This window comes from Streptomyces sp. CG4, from assembly GCF_041080655.1.
Lineage (GTDB): Bacteria > Actinomycetota > Actinomycetes > Streptomycetales > Streptomycetaceae > Streptomyces.
This window is the reverse complement of record NZ_CP163525.1, coordinates 6264312-6279897: the sequence shown is the minus strand read 5'-3', so window position 1 is coordinate 6279897 and position 15586 is coordinate 6264312. Positions and strand designations below refer to the sequence as shown.

The 15586-nt window shown below is 71.7% G+C and carries 13 protein-coding genes; 3 read left to right on the top strand and 10 right to left on the bottom strand.

What is annotated here, in order from left to right:
- Positions 1-131 precede the first annotated feature (131 nt).
- The 4 genes from AB5L52_RS28610 to AB5L52_RS28595 form a co-directional block, all read right to left on the bottom strand.
- Complete coding sequence (locus AB5L52_RS28610; RefSeq protein ID WP_351026687.1) at positions 132-1544, bottom strand: condensation domain-containing protein; 1413 nt, start codon at positions 1542-1544, stop codon at positions 132-134.
- 302 nt (positions 1545-1846) lie between these two features.
- A complete protein-coding gene (locus AB5L52_RS28605) occupies positions 1847-2713 on the bottom strand; it encodes a tyrosinase family protein (protein WP_369366999.1) in 867 nt (288 codons plus the stop codon).
- A complete protein-coding gene (locus tag AB5L52_RS28600; protein WP_351026690.1) occupies positions 2697-3113 on the bottom strand; it encodes a tyrosinase family oxidase copper chaperone in 417 nt (138 codons plus the stop codon). The genes AB5L52_RS28605 and AB5L52_RS28600 overlap by 17 nt, the downstream gene beginning before the upstream one ends.
- Before the next feature lie 250 nt (positions 3114-3363).
- Positions 3364-3954 (bottom strand): vitamin K epoxide reductase family protein, encoded by a 591-nt coding sequence (locus AB5L52_RS28595; RefSeq protein ID WP_351026691.1) that lies wholly within the window; start codon positions 3952-3954, stop codon positions 3364-3366.
- 254 nt (positions 3955-4208) lie between these two features.
- On the opposite strand from AB5L52_RS28595, the gene AB5L52_RS28590 reads away from it, so the two are divergent.
- From AB5L52_RS28590 to AB5L52_RS28580, 3 genes are all read left to right on the top strand, one after another.
- Complete coding sequence (locus tag AB5L52_RS28590) at positions 4209-6128, top strand: long-chain fatty acid--CoA ligase (RefSeq protein ID WP_369366998.1); 1920 nt, start codon at positions 4209-4211, stop codon at positions 6126-6128.
- A 244-nt stretch (positions 6129-6372) separates the two neighbouring features.
- A complete protein-coding gene (locus AB5L52_RS28585) occupies positions 6373-7185 on the top strand; it encodes a hypothetical protein (protein ID WP_351026694.1) in 813 nt (270 codons plus the stop codon).
- A gap of 163 nt (positions 7186-7348) precedes the next feature.
- Complete coding sequence (locus AB5L52_RS28580) at positions 7349-8542, top strand: glycosyl hydrolase (RefSeq protein ID WP_351026695.1); 1194 nt, start codon at positions 7349-7351, stop codon at positions 8540-8542.
- Positions 8543-8576: 34 nt separating this feature from the next.
- On the opposite strand, the gene AB5L52_RS28575 is transcribed toward AB5L52_RS28580, so the two are convergent.
- The 6 genes from AB5L52_RS28575 to murJ form a co-directional block, all read right to left on the bottom strand.
- Entirely contained in the window at positions 8577-9539 is a 963-nt protein-coding gene (locus tag AB5L52_RS28575) for a class I SAM-dependent methyltransferase (protein WP_369366996.1), read from the bottom strand.
- Between the two features lie 33 nt (positions 9540-9572).
- Positions 9573-10712 (bottom strand): GNAT family N-acetyltransferase, encoded by a 1140-nt coding sequence (locus tag AB5L52_RS28570; RefSeq protein WP_369366995.1) that lies wholly within the window; start codon positions 10710-10712, stop codon positions 9573-9575.
- Positions 10709-11317: a lipopolysaccharide biosynthesis protein gene (locus tag AB5L52_RS28565; RefSeq protein WP_369368989.1), complete on the bottom strand. Its 609-nt coding sequence runs from the start codon at positions 11315-11317 to the stop codon at positions 10709-10711. Before AB5L52_RS28565 ends, AB5L52_RS28570 begins: the two co-directional genes overlap by 4 nt.
- Before the next feature lie 230 nt (positions 11318-11547).
- Positions 11548-12690 (bottom strand): glycosyltransferase, encoded by a 1143-nt coding sequence (locus AB5L52_RS28560; RefSeq protein WP_369366993.1) that lies wholly within the window; start codon positions 12688-12690, stop codon positions 11548-11550.
- Positions 12687-13379 (bottom strand): polysaccharide deacetylase family protein, encoded by a 693-nt coding sequence (locus AB5L52_RS28555; protein ID WP_369368988.1) that lies wholly within the window; start codon positions 13377-13379, stop codon positions 12687-12689. The genes AB5L52_RS28560 and AB5L52_RS28555 overlap by 4 nt, the downstream gene beginning before the upstream one ends.
- A gap of 85 nt (positions 13380-13464) precedes the next feature.
- Positions 13465-15192, bottom strand: coding sequence for a murein biosynthesis integral membrane protein MurJ (murJ, locus tag AB5L52_RS28550; RefSeq protein ID WP_369368987.1), 1728 nt, complete (start codon positions 15190-15192; stop codon positions 13465-13467).
- Positions 15193-15586: the final 394 nt, after the last annotated feature.

The following is a 15586-nucleotide window of genomic DNA, read 5'->3' as shown; positions in this document are numbered from 1 at the left end:
GGATATCCGTGTCCAAAAGGGGACATGGGTACGAAGATTGTTCTGGGCGACGACAACTTCCGTACCGGCATTGCGCGTTGCGAAAGGCACACCAACGCGGATTCCGGAAAAGGAAGTTGCCCGACCCGGTATTACGAAAATGTCGGTTCCGTGGCCAGGAGACGGTTGTGCGCGGGCACGGACACGATGAGATCCCGCAACGCCTCGACATAGCGCCGCATGTTCTTGTACGCGATGTCGGTGTCCGGGTAGCGGCAGGCCAGCCACAGCCCCTCGTTCAGCCGGGTGATCCAGACGCACACCTGGTCGCCGTACGACACCCGGAGCAGCCCGTACGCCTTCTGTTCCGGCCAGTTGGCGGAGCCGGGGACGACGCGGGCGTCGACGTAGGAGACGATCGAGTACAGATCCGGCGAGGTCGGGCGGAAGTCCGCGCCGAGCAGCCGCAGTACACGCGCCAGCGGGATGCGCGCCAGCGCCCGGTTGGCCTGCAACTCGGCGCGTACGGCGGTGAGCGCGCCGTCGAAGTCCGGTGCCGCGGGCACCTCGATCGGTGCGCCGCCGACGTACCAGCCCACGGAGTCCGACCACGCGGATTTCACCCGGGTGTGGAACGGCACGACCGTGCGGTAGACCGGTTCCCCGCCGAGCTGGTGCACGATCAGGCTGGTCGCGGCCAGGACGCCCACCATACTGCCGCCGTAGGGCCGGCAGTGCGTCTCGAACGCGGTGGCGGCGTCCGCGTCGACGAGCGGCTCGCGCATCAGCTTCTGGGCGGGCAGCGGACCACCGGGGCGCAGACCGAGGTCGACGGGGAAGTCCGGGAGCGTGCCGTCGCCCCGGGCGATGAACTCCCGCCAGCGGGCGACGATCGCGTGCGTGTCGTCGATGCCGTCGGCGTTGGCCCGCTCCAGCTCGCAGAAGTCGACGTAACTGCCCACCGGCGCCCCGGTCAGGGAGCGGCCCGTGACGCCCGCCCGGTACAGCTCGTGGATCTCGTCCGGGATGCGCTGCAGGGAGTAGGCGTCGACGTTGGTGTGGTCGAACGCCAGGTAGACGCTGGTGGAGTCGTCGCGGACGACCGCCGCGTAGATGAAGTTGGGCCAGCCGAGCGCGTCCGCCGCGACGTCGAATCGGTCCTGCAGATAGCGGACCAGGGTGTCCGCGTCGGCGAAGTCGCCGACCACCTCGCGGTGCAGGGACACGTCGTCCTCGTCGAGCGTGAACCGGTGCATGTCGTCGCCGGCCCAGCGGAAGCCGCTGCGGAGCGTCTCGTGCCGCAGGGTCCAGCCGCGCAAGGCCCGTTCCAGCGCGTCGAGATCGGCCTGGCCCGGCAGGTCGAAGGCCGTGCCGATCCAGGTCGGCACGAAGAGTCCGTCCTCACGCACCGAACGCGCGGTTCTGATGTGCGACTCCTGGATGTACGACGGCGGCCGGGGATCCGGCGGCAGCGCTGCCGCGGCCGCGACGGTCGCCGGGCTCAACGTCCACTCGACGAGGTGTCCGGGCCGCGCTTCGCAGCGCTGAATGTCAGAAATTCGCACAGGGGCGTCTCCTTCGCAGAAGACTCAGACTTGATCAGCGGAGAGCCGTGCACCGAGCGGCGGTTGCCGTGTCGCCGGGATTTCAGCGGGACGTGTGATACCTCGAACGGCGAAGCGAACATTCGAGGCGGTCGAGGCCGGCAACGCATCCCCGTCGCACCGCTGTCGACCGGCATTTCGGTGAAAGGGTCCGAGAAAAAGGCTGAGTTGAGGAAATCCTCGTACGTGCGGGAAGAGCCCCGGTCCCGTGCGGACCGGGGCTCTGCCGACTCTTGGAGCGCTGCGGCTCCCGTGGACCGGGCTCACTCGTACTGGTAGATCCCGCTCATGTCCTCCAGTTCGTCCGGCGTCACGTCCCACGGCGGCAGTTGCTCGTGCCGGGCCACGACCCGGTCGTGCTGGTCGTCACGCTCGTCGGGCGGGTCGGCCGGGAGGTAGCGGTGGTTGCGGTGGCGCTGCTGCCAGCGGGTCCACTGCAGGTCGACGAAGGAGTGGTGCAGCCAGAAGACGGGGTCGTTGACGGCGGCGCCGCCGACCATCACCCCGCCGATCCAGCGGTGCACCCGGTTGTGGTTGCGCCAGGAGACCTTGCCCCGGCCCGGCCCCCACCCCTCCAGCTTGTTGCGGAACCCCCGGGTGACCGTCGAGTCCCAGGGTGCCGTGTCGTAGACCGGATCGGCCAGTGCCACCTCCAGGTCCTGGGCGGTGGGCAGTTGGATCGGGTCCCGGGCGCGGCCGAGGTCACGGGTGAGGTACTGCCGGTCGGTCACGTTCTCGGTGAGCTTCCAGTGGCCGGACCGGTAGGCGAACGGGCCGGTCATCACCTGCCGGTCCGAGCGCCGCCCGTTGCCGCCGAGCAGATCGTCGGTCCACGGCACGGCCGTCGCCGAGCGGTCGCGGGTCCAGTCCCAGTACGGCACCGTCACCGAGTCGTCCACCCGGCGCAGCGCCCGCTCCAGGTCCAGCAGGAGCTTGCGGTGCCAGGGCAGGAACGAGGGTGCCATGTGGGCGGTGCGCAGCCCGCTCTCGCCGTCGGGGGTGTTGAAGTCGATGTGCATCCGCACGAACTCGTCGTACTCACCGCTGCGTTTGATGTCCAGCAGGGCGCCCACGAACCGGCGCCGCTCGGTGGGGGTCAGCCGGTTGACGTTCTTACGCGTGTACGCCATTCCCACCCTCCATGTGCATCGGCCCGCCGCCCATCGGCCCCGGTGCCAGGTCGTGCAGCTGCTCCTCGGGGCCGAGTTCGTCGACCGCCGCGCGGGCCGCGGCGAGCGCGGTCGGGTACGAGCGGTAGTGGTCGAGCATGCTCAGCCAGCTGCCGTCGGCGCGGCGCATCAGATGCAGCGGGCGGCCGTCGATCGTGACCTTCCACTGGGTGCCCGCGACGGCGGCCCGCTCGGCGGGGTGCACCTCGACGCCGCGGATGTGGCGGCCCCGGTAGGTCTCGTCGAAGGCGGTGGCCCGCCGGCCGTCGTCCGGGGCATGTTCGGGCTGCCGTGCGCAGGCCGCGGTCGCCGGGGCGGCGAACGCCGCGACGACGGCCGAGGAGAACAGTCTCCGCGTCATGTCCCGCCGTGTGCTGCCCCGGGACCGCGCTCCGTCCGCGGCGGGCGTGCCGCGCTGCCCGCCCACCGGCACTCCGCCGACGCCTGGAACCATCGTTCACTCCTCGTCCGGTTCGGTTGTCCGAGCCGGTAACCGCTCGACGGCCCTCCCGGTCACCGCCGTGCGGCCGGACCGGTGACCGCCGGACCGGTGACGAGCGCGCCACGGCAGTGCTGTGGCCCCGGTTGCCGGGCGTCCGGAGCCGGCCGGCTCAGCTGGTCCAGAAGTCCCACCAGCGGGTCAGGATCAGCATGCCGACGACCGCGATGTGCAGCAGCGGCAGCACCCACGTGAACTCGGCGAAGAACACCCGCAGCGCGGCCGGCGCGGGCAGGAACCGGTGCCGTACGGCGAACGAGGTGACGTACCAGAACATCAGGATCGTGGCGACCCAGGCCAGAGCGCACCACAGGCACAGCGCGCCGATCCGGTACAGCGACTCGAACTGCAGCCATGACACGAACCCGACCCCGAACAGACAGCCCGCGTCGAAGGCCAGCCAGTACCAGCGCGGAAAGGCGGCGCCGGTCAGCAGGCTCACGCCGACGCAGATCACGATGCCGTAGGCCACCAGGCCGAGCATCGGGTTGGGGAAGCCGAAGACCGCGGCCTGCGCGCTCTTCATGACGCTGCCGCAGGACACCACCGGATTGAGGCTGCACCCCGGGGTGAAGTTCGGGTTCTGGAGCAGCTTGAACTTGTCGAGGGTGATGACCCACGAGGCCAGCAGCCCGGCCGCGCCCGTGACCACCAGGAGCAGTGCGAAGCCGGAAGGGGGCGTGTCGTCGGGGGTTGAGGTCACCGCGCGACCCTATCGACCGGCGACGCGGCGGCCCGGTGCACGCTCACCCGAGCGGCGCAGGGCGGCCGGGGCTCCACACGATCGAGGGACGGCCCGTGCACCGCCACCGCGTGCGGCCGTGGCGGGAGACGCCGCGGGCGATTCGGCACGCCGGACCCATTGACCATTTTCTACGCACGAGTAAGTTGACCTCTCGGTAAGTCCGGGTGGGCACGTACCGCAGCACGTCAGCCGAGCCGCGACCGGGAGCCGTCATGGGCGTACGCAGGGATCTGACACGGGCTCGGCGGCGTGCCGACCTGTCCGCGCGTACGGCGGTCGAGCTGATCAGGGACGAGAACGGCACGGTGCGCGAGGTCCGTACCGCTCCCCTGGCGCCCCGGAGGGCCGGCGGCAGCACCGCCGACATCCCGTTCGTCAACGCCGAGGAGGCGCCCGGCGCCGTGGTCCTGCGCCGCCGGACGGACGACGGCTGGCGCCCGGTGACCGCCGCCGCCTTCGCCCGCGAGGTCACCGCCGCCGCCAAGGGGCTGATCGCCGCCGGTCTCGAACCGGGCGGCCGGGTCGCGGTGATGTCCCGCACCCGCTACGAGTGGACGGTCCTGGACTTCGCGATCTGGGCCGCCGGCGGTCGGAGCGTCCCCGTCTACGCCACCTCTTCGGCCGAACAGGTGGAGTGGATCGTGCGCGACTCCGGCGCCCGTTTCGTCGTGGCCGAGACCGCGGAGAACGCCGGGACGGTCGCCGCCGGCACGGCCGGCCACCCCGAACCCCCGCGCATCTGGCGGATCGACGACCAGGCGCTGCCCGAACTCGTCGCCCTCGGCCGGGACGTCCCGGACGAGGAGGTCACCGAGCGCCGCAGAGCCCTCACGCCCGAGGCGGTGGCCACGATCTGCTACACCTCCGGCACCACCGGACGACCCAAGGGCTGTGTGCTCACCCACGCCAACCTGTACGCCGAGGCCGGCAACACGGTGGAGCTGCTCCACCCGATCTTCCGGGAGGTCACCGGCCAGACCGCGTCCACCCTGCTCTTCCTGCCGCTCGCGCACATCCTGGGCCGCACCCTGCAGATCGCCTGTCTGCTGGCCCGGATCGAGTTGGGCCACTGCCCGAGCATCAAGCCGGACGAACTTCGTCCGATGTTCAAGGAGTTCCGGCCCACCTTCCTGGTCGGGGTGCCGTACCTCTTCGAGAAGATCCACGACACCGGGCGGGCCACCGCCGAGCGGATCGGCCGGGGCGCGTCCTTCGACCGCGCGGACCGGATCGGGGTGCGCTTCGGGGAGGCCTGCCTGGAGAAGTTCCTCGGCACGGGCAAGGGGCCGGGGATCGGTCTGTACGCCGCCTGGGCGCTGTACGACCTGCTGGTCTACCGGCGCATCCGCAAGGAGCTGGGCGGCCGGCTGCGGTACGCCATCTGCGGCGGCTCCCCGCTCGACCGCGACCTCAACCTGTTCTTCCTCGCGGCCGGCGTCATCGTCTATGAGGGGTACGGCCTGACCGAGACCAGCGCCGCCGCCACCATCGTCCCGCCGCTGGAGCCGCGTCCCGGCACGGTCGGTCTCCCGGTGCCCGGCACCACGGTCCGCATCGCCGACGACGGGGAGGTCCTCATCAGGGGCGGGGTGGTGTTCGGGGCGTACTGGAACGACCCGGCGGCCACGGACGCGGTGCTGACCGACGGCTGGTTCGCCACCGGCGACCTCGGTTCCCTCGACGGCGACGGCCATCTCACCATCACCGGCCGCAAGAAGGACATCCTCATCACCTCCGGCGGGAAGAACGTCTCGCCGGCCGTCCTGGAGGACCGTCTGCGCAGCCGCCCGCCGGTCGGCCAGTGTCTCGTCGTCGGCGACCGGCGCCCTTTCGTGGCGGCTCTCGTCACGCTAGACCCCGAAGCGGTGTCCCACTGGCTTTCGGTCCGCGAACTGCCCGAGGACACTCCGATGGCGGACGTCATCCGTGACCCGCGGATGCGTGCCGACGTACAGCAGGCCGTGGACTACGCCAACGCATCCGTCTCCCGCGCCGAATCGATCCGCGCCTTCGTTCTGGTCGAGGGTGAGTTCAGCGAGGAGAACGGTCTGCTCACCCCGTCCATGAAGGTCAAGCGGCAGGCGGTGGCGATGGCGTACGCGGAGCAGATCGAGACCCTATACGGCGGATAGGTCCGTCAAGCCAGACGGGCGATCGGGTGAATTACCCGGCATTTCATGCTTCTTGGTATCCGTACGTGTCCATATTTCGTTCACAGTCTGCAGGTGGTGGCACGTGTGAACGTGCTGCATCCGAGCGGCATCACGACACCCTGCGACGAACTACGGAACCCCGGCGGCCCGCTGCGGAGCATCCCCCCTTCACCTGGCTCCAGGGCCGGCCTTTCGAACTCCCCCTGAGAGGAAGACAAAGAGAGTGCGACAGACCCTGAGCAAGGGATTGGTCGTGGCCGCCGCCGCGACGAGTGTCCTGTCCTTCTACACCCCCTTCGCGTTCGCGGACTCCGGTCCGTTCACGTCCGGGGACGACTCATACTCGGCCTTTTCGGACGACTCGGCGGACTCCGACTTCCCGGGTGCGGCGAGCGCCATGCGGGCGATGGAGCGCGCGGAGAGCGCCACCCAGATGGCGCGCAACATGGCGGAGGAGTTCTCGGCCCCGTATTCCACCGGCTGGTCCGGCGGCCACTCGACACATGCGCAGCACGAGAGCTCCTCCGAGGACTACGGCGACGAGGGCTCGAACCAGCACTCCTCATACGGCAAGAGCTACGGCGACGAGGAGAGCCACAAGCCCTCGTACGGCAAGGACAAGGACTACGGCGACGACGAAGAGAGCCACAAGCCGTCGCACGGCAAGGACAAGGACTACGGCGACGACGAGGAAGGCCACAAGTCCTCGTACGGCAAGGACAAGGAATACGGCGACGAGGACTCGAAGTACGGGGACGACGAGTCCTGCGGGTGCTACGGCAACGAGGAGAAGCCCCCGCACCACCACAAGCCCGAGCCGGTGGAGCACCACCACCATCACCAGAGGCCGCCGCACGAGCACGAGATGCCCCCGGTGAAGCCGCACCACCACCCGCACCACCACCATCACCGGCACCACCCGATGGCCCACACCGGCGCCGAGGGCACCATCGCTGCCGTTGCCGCCAGCGGTGCGCTGCTGGTCGCCGGCACCGTCCTCTACCGGCGAGGCCGCAAGACCTCGGCCCAGCAGTAGTCGCCCGGGTGCCGGACGCCTGGCGTCCGGCACCCGCCGGCTCGCCCCCGTACGGTCGCCCTTGTGGCCGATCAGCGTCGAGCCGTCCGACTCCATTGGTGCATTGAGCGTATATATGGCTGTATCTCAGTAATGGGAGCGCAGTCGCACCAAAGGAGTGGGAATGACGTCCGAACGTCTCCGGTCCCTGAGACGAGTGACGTTCCTCGCCGCCGGATTGTTCGCGGCGGCGAGTGTCGTTCCCAGCCCGGTCGTCAAGTCCGGCCCCGCGGCGAACCCGGCCACGGGACACTGTCCGCCGGTGGCGCGCTCCGCGCCACCGGCCGTGTCCGTGCTGGGGCGGCTCGCCGCCGCGGCGTGCGGGGCGACGGGGCCCTCCCCGGGGGAGGAGCGCGCGCCCGCGTTCGGCGCGTTCCTCGGTTCCGAGCCCGCCGGTGTGCTGCGCATCGAGGGATTCAGCGACTGGCTCGATCACGCCGATGTGCGGGTGGGCCACACGTACCTGCCGGGCGACCGGTGGAGCAACATCGAGGGCCCACCGAGCTTCCTCGACAGCTGGGCGCAGTGGCGGCGGGCCCGGGACGACCGCATCCTCGTGGTCAACGTCCCGCTGCTGGAGCGCAACGAGAGCCACGTGCCGGACGCGGAGGTCCAGCAGCTGCTGCGGCGCGGGGCGGCCGGGGAGTTCGACCAGCACTTCCGGGCGCTCGCCGAGCACCTCGTCGGCCTGGGGGTGCCGGACGCGGTCCTCGTGCTCGGCTGGGAGATGAACGGCGTCTCCTACACCCATCGCTGCGGCCCCGATCCGGAGTCCTGGAAGGCGTACTGGCGGCGCATCGTCACCGTCATGCGCTCGGTGCCCGGCCAGCACTTCACCTTCGACTTCACCCCGAACCGGGGCGCCGACGCCGTTCCGTGGCCGCAGTGCTATCCCGGCGACGACGTCGTCGACGTCCTCGGCATGGACTCCTACGACCAGCCGGCCGGGATCTCGTTCGACCAGCAGGTGTCCGAACCCTACGGTCTGCAGGACCAGGTCGACTTCGCGAAGGCGCACGAGAAGCCGATCTCGTATCCCGAGTGGGGCCTGTTCCGCAACGGCGACAGCGTGACCTACGTGCTGCGGATGCTCGCGTGGATGGACGAGCACAAACCGCTGTACAACACGATCACCGACTACTGCCCGCACGGGGTGTGGCTGTGCTCCGCCAATCCCCGGGCATCCGCCCTCTACCACGCGGCACTCGCCGGTCAGCACCCCCCGGACCAGGATCCGAAGCCGCCGGCCCCCGCCTCACCCGCGCCCGAGCCCCAGCCACAGCCGCCACCGCCTCCAGCACCGCCCCGGCCCTGGTGACCGTGCACCGCCCTCCCCACGGTCACCGGTGGTCTCAACGACCGCCCGCGTACCGGGCGATGACGATGAGCTTGTTCCCGCGCCCGGCACGGCGGCACAGGCCTTCGAACCGGGGCCAGGCGCGGGCCAGGACGCGGCTCTGCCACGAGGCGTCCGCGTAGTGCGTGAAGATCTCCTGCATCTTCGCCCGGGGAGAGGTCGGGCGTTCCACCGCGATCACCTCACAGTCCAGCCGGCTCAGGATGGCCCGCATGCCGGTCTCCGTGAAGTAGATCTTGTGCTCCCAGTAGTACAGATGCCCCGTCAGATCGAGCCGGCCCCGGCTCGCGGCATGGGCCGCCAGCACGAGCGGACGCACCGGGAACGACGCGTCCGGCGTCTCGAAGACCACCGTGCCTCCGGGGCGGAGTTTGCGCAGGGCCCGGCTCAGCACGGGCAGCGGGTCGTAGAGATGCTCGATCACGTCCCACAGCGTGACCGCGTCCGCCGTGCCGTCGGGCAGCAGCGCGTCCAGCTCGTCGCTCAGCCCGACCCGCAGTCCGCGGGAGCGCGCCATGTCCACGGCGTCGGGGTCCGCGTCGACGCCGTAGGCACGGGCACAGCGGGTCTGGGCGAAGCTCACGAAGTTCCCGATGCCGCAACCGACATCCAGCACCGTGCCGATGTCCCCGGTCAGCCCCTCCACCTGGTCGAGCGTCTTCTCGTAGCGCTGTTCGTAGCCGCGCCGGACGTCGTCACTCGCGTACAGGCCGAATTTGTACTGCTCCCAGTACGCGCTGACCGGTGCCTCGCGGTCGCGGTCGGCGAGCAGCGGGTCGGCGCGGAAGTACTCCGTGCGGCACTGACGGCAGCGGACCAGCCGGTACCGGTCCTCGACGACCAGGCGCAGCGGCTTTCCCACTCCCACGCACGCGGGGCACCGCAGATCGGGTGTGTCGTCCGCCGTGCCCGCGTCCACCCGCTCGTCCTGGGCACACTCGGCCCGAAAGACTGTCATGTCGTTCGCTCCCTTCATCCCATTTACTTGCGTTTACGGTGAGTTCGTCCCCTGCGCGCCGAATCCGGAGGCGGGCCGCCGCAGCACCTGCTTGGCCCGGCGACGTGCGGCGGCGCCCCCGACGGCGGCCGCCAGCAGCGGTGCGGTGCGCCTGCGCGCCAGCAGCAGACGCTCGTTGACGACCGTCTCGGGGGCCCAGCGGTACTTGTACGGCTCGTCGCCCCGCAGCAGGCTCAGGACCTGGCGTTCGCCGTCGGCGGCGAGTTGCTCGGTGGCGGCGCGCAGCAGCATCGTCGCCACATCGGTCCGGCGCTCACGCAGCTGCGGGTGGACGCCGTACAGATAGATGCCCGCCCATGTCCTCGACAGCAGCGTCAGTTCGACCCCGACCACCTCGCCGTCGAGGAGGTACTCCTTGATCACCGCCTCGCCGGACCGCACCATCGGGCCCGCCGAGCGGATCAGGTGCTCCAGGAACCGCGGGCGGAGGTGTTCCGGCGCCACCTTGCGGTCCTGCCACTGCAGCCGGTGCAGGGCGAGGAGCCGGCGCAGCGCGCTCTCGGTCTCGTCGTGGCCCACGACGCGCCAGTGCACGCCGAGCCGGGTGAGCTTGTTCACCTTGTTGCGGATGCGCTGGGCGCGTGCCGACGGCAGCCGTCTGATCAGCTGGTCCATGGGCAGGACGGGCAACTCCAGGCACGCGGAGTCGGGCAGCCGGTGCCGTGGGCCGCGCCAGCCGAGGTAGATCCGCTGCGCCGCGCCGCCCGGCCGCACCTCACGGAAGTCGATCAGTGCGGTGCGGGCCAGTTCGGCCAGGGCGTCGGTCAGCGCGCGGGTGCCCCGGGTGTCCGCCGTCTCGTCGAGGAGCACATCGCCGAAGTCGGTGATGGCGCCGCCGATCGGCACCAGCGTCGGCCACGGGCGGGAGACGCGCATCAGCGGCGCGGCGCCCACCAGTTCACCGCGATGGCGCACCAGGACGAGCCGCAGCCCGCCCGGGGTGCCGTACGACTGCCACCACGAGTGCAGCCAGGCGTGGCTCTGGAACGGCGTCGCCGACGGGCAGGCCCGGTGCAGGCGTCCCCACTCCTCGGCCAGCCCCGCGAACACCCGGTCGTCGGTGCAGACCTCCACCGAATCCACCGGCAGCGCACGGTCGGCCACCGTGGTCACCGCACCTCCTGGGCGAGGTCGACGGCGGCTGCCGGGCCGGGCAGTTGGGCCCGCCCGGTGTCCCCGTCCGGCGTCGCCCGCCGCGGCCGGACCAGCAGGGCGAGGCCGCCCAGCAGGCCTCCGGCGCACGCGCCCACCAGCGTGGTCAGCGCCGGGGACGCGGAGGACGGCTCGGTGGGTTCGAGGGCGCGCGACAGGCGCGTGAGGGTGATGCCGGTGGCCTTCTTGGTCTTGTTGGCCTGCTTGGTGAGCTCCCCGGACACCGCGTTGGCGATGTCGGCGGCGCGGGCGGGGCGCCGGGAGACCGCGGTGATCGCGATCATCGGCGCGTCGGGCGAGGTCTCGGCCCGCACGCTCCTGCGCAGCTTCGCCGCCGGCACCCGGGCCGTCTGCTGCGCCTCCCCCAGCACGGCGAGCTGCGTCGCGACCCGGCCGTACGCCTGCGCGAATCCCAGTGCCATCGCCGGATCGGACCTCGACTTCTCGGCCGGTACGGCGATGACGTAGCTCGTGGCCGAGTACTGCGGCGGCTTCATCTCGCCGTAGGTGGCGCCGGCCGCGGCGCCGAGGAGGGCACAGGCGGGGATCACCGTCGCCCAGCGCATCAGCAGCCGGGCCAGGAACGCGAAGAGCGAGCGCAGCAGACGCGCCACGAACGCGCAGGCCGAGCGCAGTTGTCGGGCCACGAACACAAAGGTCGAGCGCAGCAGGCGCGCTGCGAGCGTGCAGGCCGAGCGCAGCAGCCGCGCCGTGTGCGCGAAGGCCGGGCGGAGCAGCCGTTCCGCCCGGTCGAGGACCGGGCGCAGCAGTCGTACGGGCAGGTGGGGGCGATCGGTCATCGGGAACTCACTTCCAGGTCGTGACCGGACAGGACGGTCGTGTACACGTCCATCAGCTGCCGGGCGGTGTGCTCGATGCTGTAGTGCCGCACGGCGTCCGGGACGTCTCGTTCACCGGGCCCTGCCGCGTGCAGCCGCAGCAGTTCCCGTGCGTACGCCTCGGCCTCGCCGATGACCTGCCGGGCGCGCGGAGCCGCTTCGGGGGGCAGGTCGGCGAGCGCGGGGGCGCACGTGTACAGGACGGGGAGGCCGGCCGCGAGTGCCTCCAGCACGGCCAGGCCGAACGTCTCTTCCAGGGCGGGCGCGACGAGCACGTCCAACGCGCTCAGCACCGCGGGCAGGTCGGGTGTGGCATGGCGCGGATCCGGCACATAGGGAAGCTCGCCGGTCAGCAGGATCCGGTCCGCGATCTCCAGTTCCCGCGCGACGCGGAGCAGCGTCCGCTCCTGGGGCCCCGCCCCGATCAGCAGCAGCCGTACGTCCGCGGGCAGCAGCGCCAGCGCGCGTACGGCGACCTCGAAACGCTTGGTGGGGACGAGCCGGCCGACGCAGCCCACCACATACGCGTCCTCCGGCAGTGCGTAGAACGCGCGCACCTCCTTGCGGCGCACCTCGTCGAAGCGGAAACGACAGGCGTCGATGCCGTTCGGAACGATGCGGACGCGCCGGTCGGGCACGCCCCAGCCGCGCAGCAGCCCGGCCACCGTCGGGGACACGGCGACGGTGACCCGGCCGAGGCGTTCGGTGGCCAGGTACAGGGCCCGGATGCCCGCGTTCAGGGTCCGGCCCTCCAACTGCCGTGCGCCCAGGGAGTGTTCGGTGGCCACCACGGCCCGTACGCCCGCGAGGCGGGCCGCGATCCGGCCGTACACGCAGGCCCGGTACAGATGGGTGTGCACCAGGTCGTAGCGGCCGGCGCGGATGTGCCCGGCCAGGCGGAACAGGGCGGCGACGTCCCGGTTGCCGCCCATGCCGAGGTCGGTGACGCGGACGCCGTCGGCGACCAGCCCGTCGGCGACCTGTCCGGGCCGGGTCAGGGTCAGCACGTCGCACCGCGTGGGCAGATGGCGCAGCAGCAGGCGCAGTTGCTGCTCGGCGCCGCCCGCCTCAAGGCCGGTGATGATGTGCAGCACTCTCATGAGGCCTCCACGGCACGTCCCCAGGGGCGCGCCAGTCGCCGCTTCACTTCGAGCCGCACCCCGGTGTCGGCCCGTCCGATGTGGATACGGGGCAGCGCCAGGTCGCCGGCGTTCTCGGGGCCCGGTGCGACGGCGCAGGCGTAGCGGTAGCCGGCGGCGTGCACAGCGGCGCCGACCCGCGCGTCGAGCCGGCCGTACGGGTAGCAGAAGCCGCGGATGTCCTGGCCGGCCAGCTCGGCGAGCAGGGCGCGGCTGCCGTGCACCTCCGCGTGCAGCACGTCGTCCGGGAGCCGGGTGAGGTCGGAGTGGGTGAGGCCGTGCGAGGCGACCTCGATGCCCAGGGCCACCAGCTGCCGGATGTCGTCCGCGCCGAGCAGCCGCTTGCGCGGGCCGGACAGCTCCCAGTCGTTCTCGCCGCCGAGCCGCCCGGCCACCACGAACACGGTGGCCCCGCAGTGCCAGCGGCGCAGCACGGGCAGCGCGCAGGTGACGAAGTCCGCGTACCCGTCGTCGAAGGTGAGCCCGACCAGCCCGCGCTCCTGTCCCTGGGCGCGGGCGGCCAGCAGGTCACGCACGCTCACCCCGCGCAGGCCGCGGCCGCGCAGCCAGGCGAGCTGGCGGGCGAGGCGGGAGGCGGGGACGGTGATGTTGAACGGGTCGTCCCAGGAGTCCGAGACGGAGTGGTACATGGCCACCCAGGCGGCGGGCCCCCGCCGGGACCGTCCCCCTATGCCAGGGGCCTTCTGCCCGGCCGCACGGTGAGCTTCGGAAGCGTCAACGACCACGGCTCTTCCTTCGCGTCGGGAACCGTCGGAGGGTTCGGAGGGTGCGGAGTGCCGCGGGCGTCAGTGAGCGGGCTCCGGCCACGTCGAGGAGCCAGACCAGCGGCAGATAGACCGCGGTGACGCCCAGGCAGCCGGCGGCGAGGCCGGCCAGGGGCGAGGCGAACGGCAGCGTGCAGAGGTAGCCGGTGCCGGCCGCACCCAGCGCCGCGTCCACCGTCATGGCCAGTTCGGCCCCGACGCGCCGGATCCGCACGGCGACGCTGCGGCCGCCCAGCCCACGCAGCAGGAGCAGCGCGGTCACGGTGATGCCGACCGAGTTGGCCGCGGCGATGCCGGACGCACCCCAGGTCCCCACGGTGCACGCGCTGATGACGGCGGTGGCGACCATGCCCACGGCCATCACGCCCGTGGGGTACCAGGTGGTGCGGCCCGCCGAGAAGTACGACCGGACCAGCGCGCCCACCAGCGTGTGGCCGAGCAGCCCGAGCGTGTACACCCGCAGGACGGTGGCGGTCGCGGCGGTGTCCTGCGCGGTGAAGGCGCCGCGCTGGAAGAGGACTTGGACGATCTGCGGAGCACACACCGAGATGACCGCGGCCCCCAGCAGCACGATGCCGGTCACCATCACCAGATCCCGCTCGATCCGGTCCCGGGCCCGCACTGTGTCGCCATCGGCCATGGCCCGCGCCAGCACCGGGAAGGTGACGACGCACAGCATCAGCGCCACGGACATCGGCAACTGGCCGATCTTCTGCGCGTAGTTGAGGTGCGAGATGGCACCGGCGGGCAGCAGGGAGGCGAAATGGCGCTCGATGAGGACCTGCGACTGACGGCACAGGGCGAAGAGCAGGACCGCGAGGACCAGAGCGGGGGCGGGAGTGAGCGACTGCTCGCCGTCCCGGCGGAACGCGGCGGCGGGCTGGTCGGGGCACTTGGCGATCCGCCGCCACAGCGACGGCGCCTGCACGGCGCCCATGAGGCAGCCGCCGAGGGCCACGCCGAGGGCGGCGGACCGTACGCCCCAGTGCGCGCCGAGGGCGAACATCGTGGCGATGATCGTGGTGTTGTAGGCGACGTAGATCGTCGCCGGGGCGAGGTAGGAGCGGTGGGCCCGGAGTGCGGAACTGCAGTACCCGGCCAGCCCGAAGGTCAGCACGCAGGTCGCGGTCAGCCGGGTGCAGGCGATGGCGAGGGCGGGGTGCGGCAGGCCGGGCGCGAGGACGCCGACCAGCAGCGGCGCCCCGGCCACGAGTACGGCGGCCACGGCGGCGAAGGCGAGACTCAGCCGGGGCAGCGAGGCGGCGACCAGCGCGCGCACCGGATCCGGGGACCCGCGCCCGCCCGCCCGCCGCGCCAACGCCCCGCTGAACGCGGGCACCAGCAGGAACGCCATCCCGTCCTCGATCAGCAGCGTCGCCGCCATCTCCGGGACGGTCCACGCCACCAGAAACGCATCGGTGGCCACCCCGGCCCCGAACAGCCGCGCAAGCGCCTGATCCCGCCCAAGCCCGAGCAAGGCCCCGGCAACGGACAGCACGGCCGTGACGAGAGTCGCCCGCGCGAGAAAACCACCGGAAGAAGGGTGCGGGGACGCGCCGGGGGCAGGGGGTGAGGCGGGACCGGAGGAAGGGACGGGGGAAGGGACGGGGGAAGGGACGGGGGAAGGGACGGGGGAGGCGGTTGCGGTGGAGCCCGGGGAAGGGGCGGGGGGAGCGATCGAGGGCGCGCTCGGGGAAGCGCCGGAGGAAGAGGCCGGGGCAGCGCCGGGGGAAACGGGCAAGGACGCGCTCGCGTCAACGACCGGGCAGGCGCCCGAGGAGCCGTCCGAGGAAACGACCAAGGTCGCGCCCGGGGAAACGCCTGACGAAACGTCGGAGGAGACGGCCGAGGCCGCCCCCGCAGAAGCACCTGAGGAAACGACCGAGGTCGCGCTCGGGGAATCGACCAAGGTCGCGGGCGCCGGAACGCCGGGGGAAACGGCCGAGCTCGCCACCGCGGAAGCGCCTGAGGAGGCTCCGGAGGAAACACCGGAGGAAACAGCCGAGGCAGTGCCGGGGGAAGCGGTCGAGGACGTGGCCGAGGAAGTCGTCGAGGCTGCGGACGAGGAGGTG

Bases quoted from the DNA above. Each gene is read 5' to 3' on its own strand.
- AB5L52_RS28605 (WP_369366999.1), bottom strand. From the start codon at position 2,713: ATGGCGTACACGCGTAAGAACGTCAACCGGCTGACCCCCACCGAGCGG.
- AB5L52_RS28600 (WP_351026690.1), bottom strand. From the start codon at position 3,113: ATGACGCGGAGACTGTTCTCCTCGGCCGTCGTCGCGGCGTTCGCCGCC.
- AB5L52_RS28590 (WP_369366998.1), top strand. From the start codon at position 4,209: ATGGGCGTACGCAGGGATCTGACACGGGCTCGGCGGCGTGCCGACCTG.
- AB5L52_RS28580 (WP_351026695.1), top strand. From the start codon at position 7,349: ATGACGTCCGAACGTCTCCGGTCCCTGAGACGAGTGACGTTCCTCGCC.
- AB5L52_RS28575 (WP_369366996.1), bottom strand. From the start codon at position 9,539: ATGACAGTCTTTCGGGCCGAGTGTGCCCAGGACGAGCGGGTGGACGCG.
- AB5L52_RS28565 (WP_369368989.1), bottom strand. From the start codon at position 11,317: ATGCGCTGGGCGACGGTGATCCCCGCCTGTGCCCTCCTCGGCGCCGCG.
- AB5L52_RS28560 (WP_369366993.1), bottom strand. From the start codon at position 12,690: ATGAGAGTGCTGCACATCATCACCGGCCTTGAGGCGGGCGGCGCCGAG.
- AB5L52_RS28555 (WP_369368988.1), bottom strand. From the start codon at position 13,379: ATGTACCACTCCGTCTCGGACTCCTGGGACGACCCGTTCAACATCACC.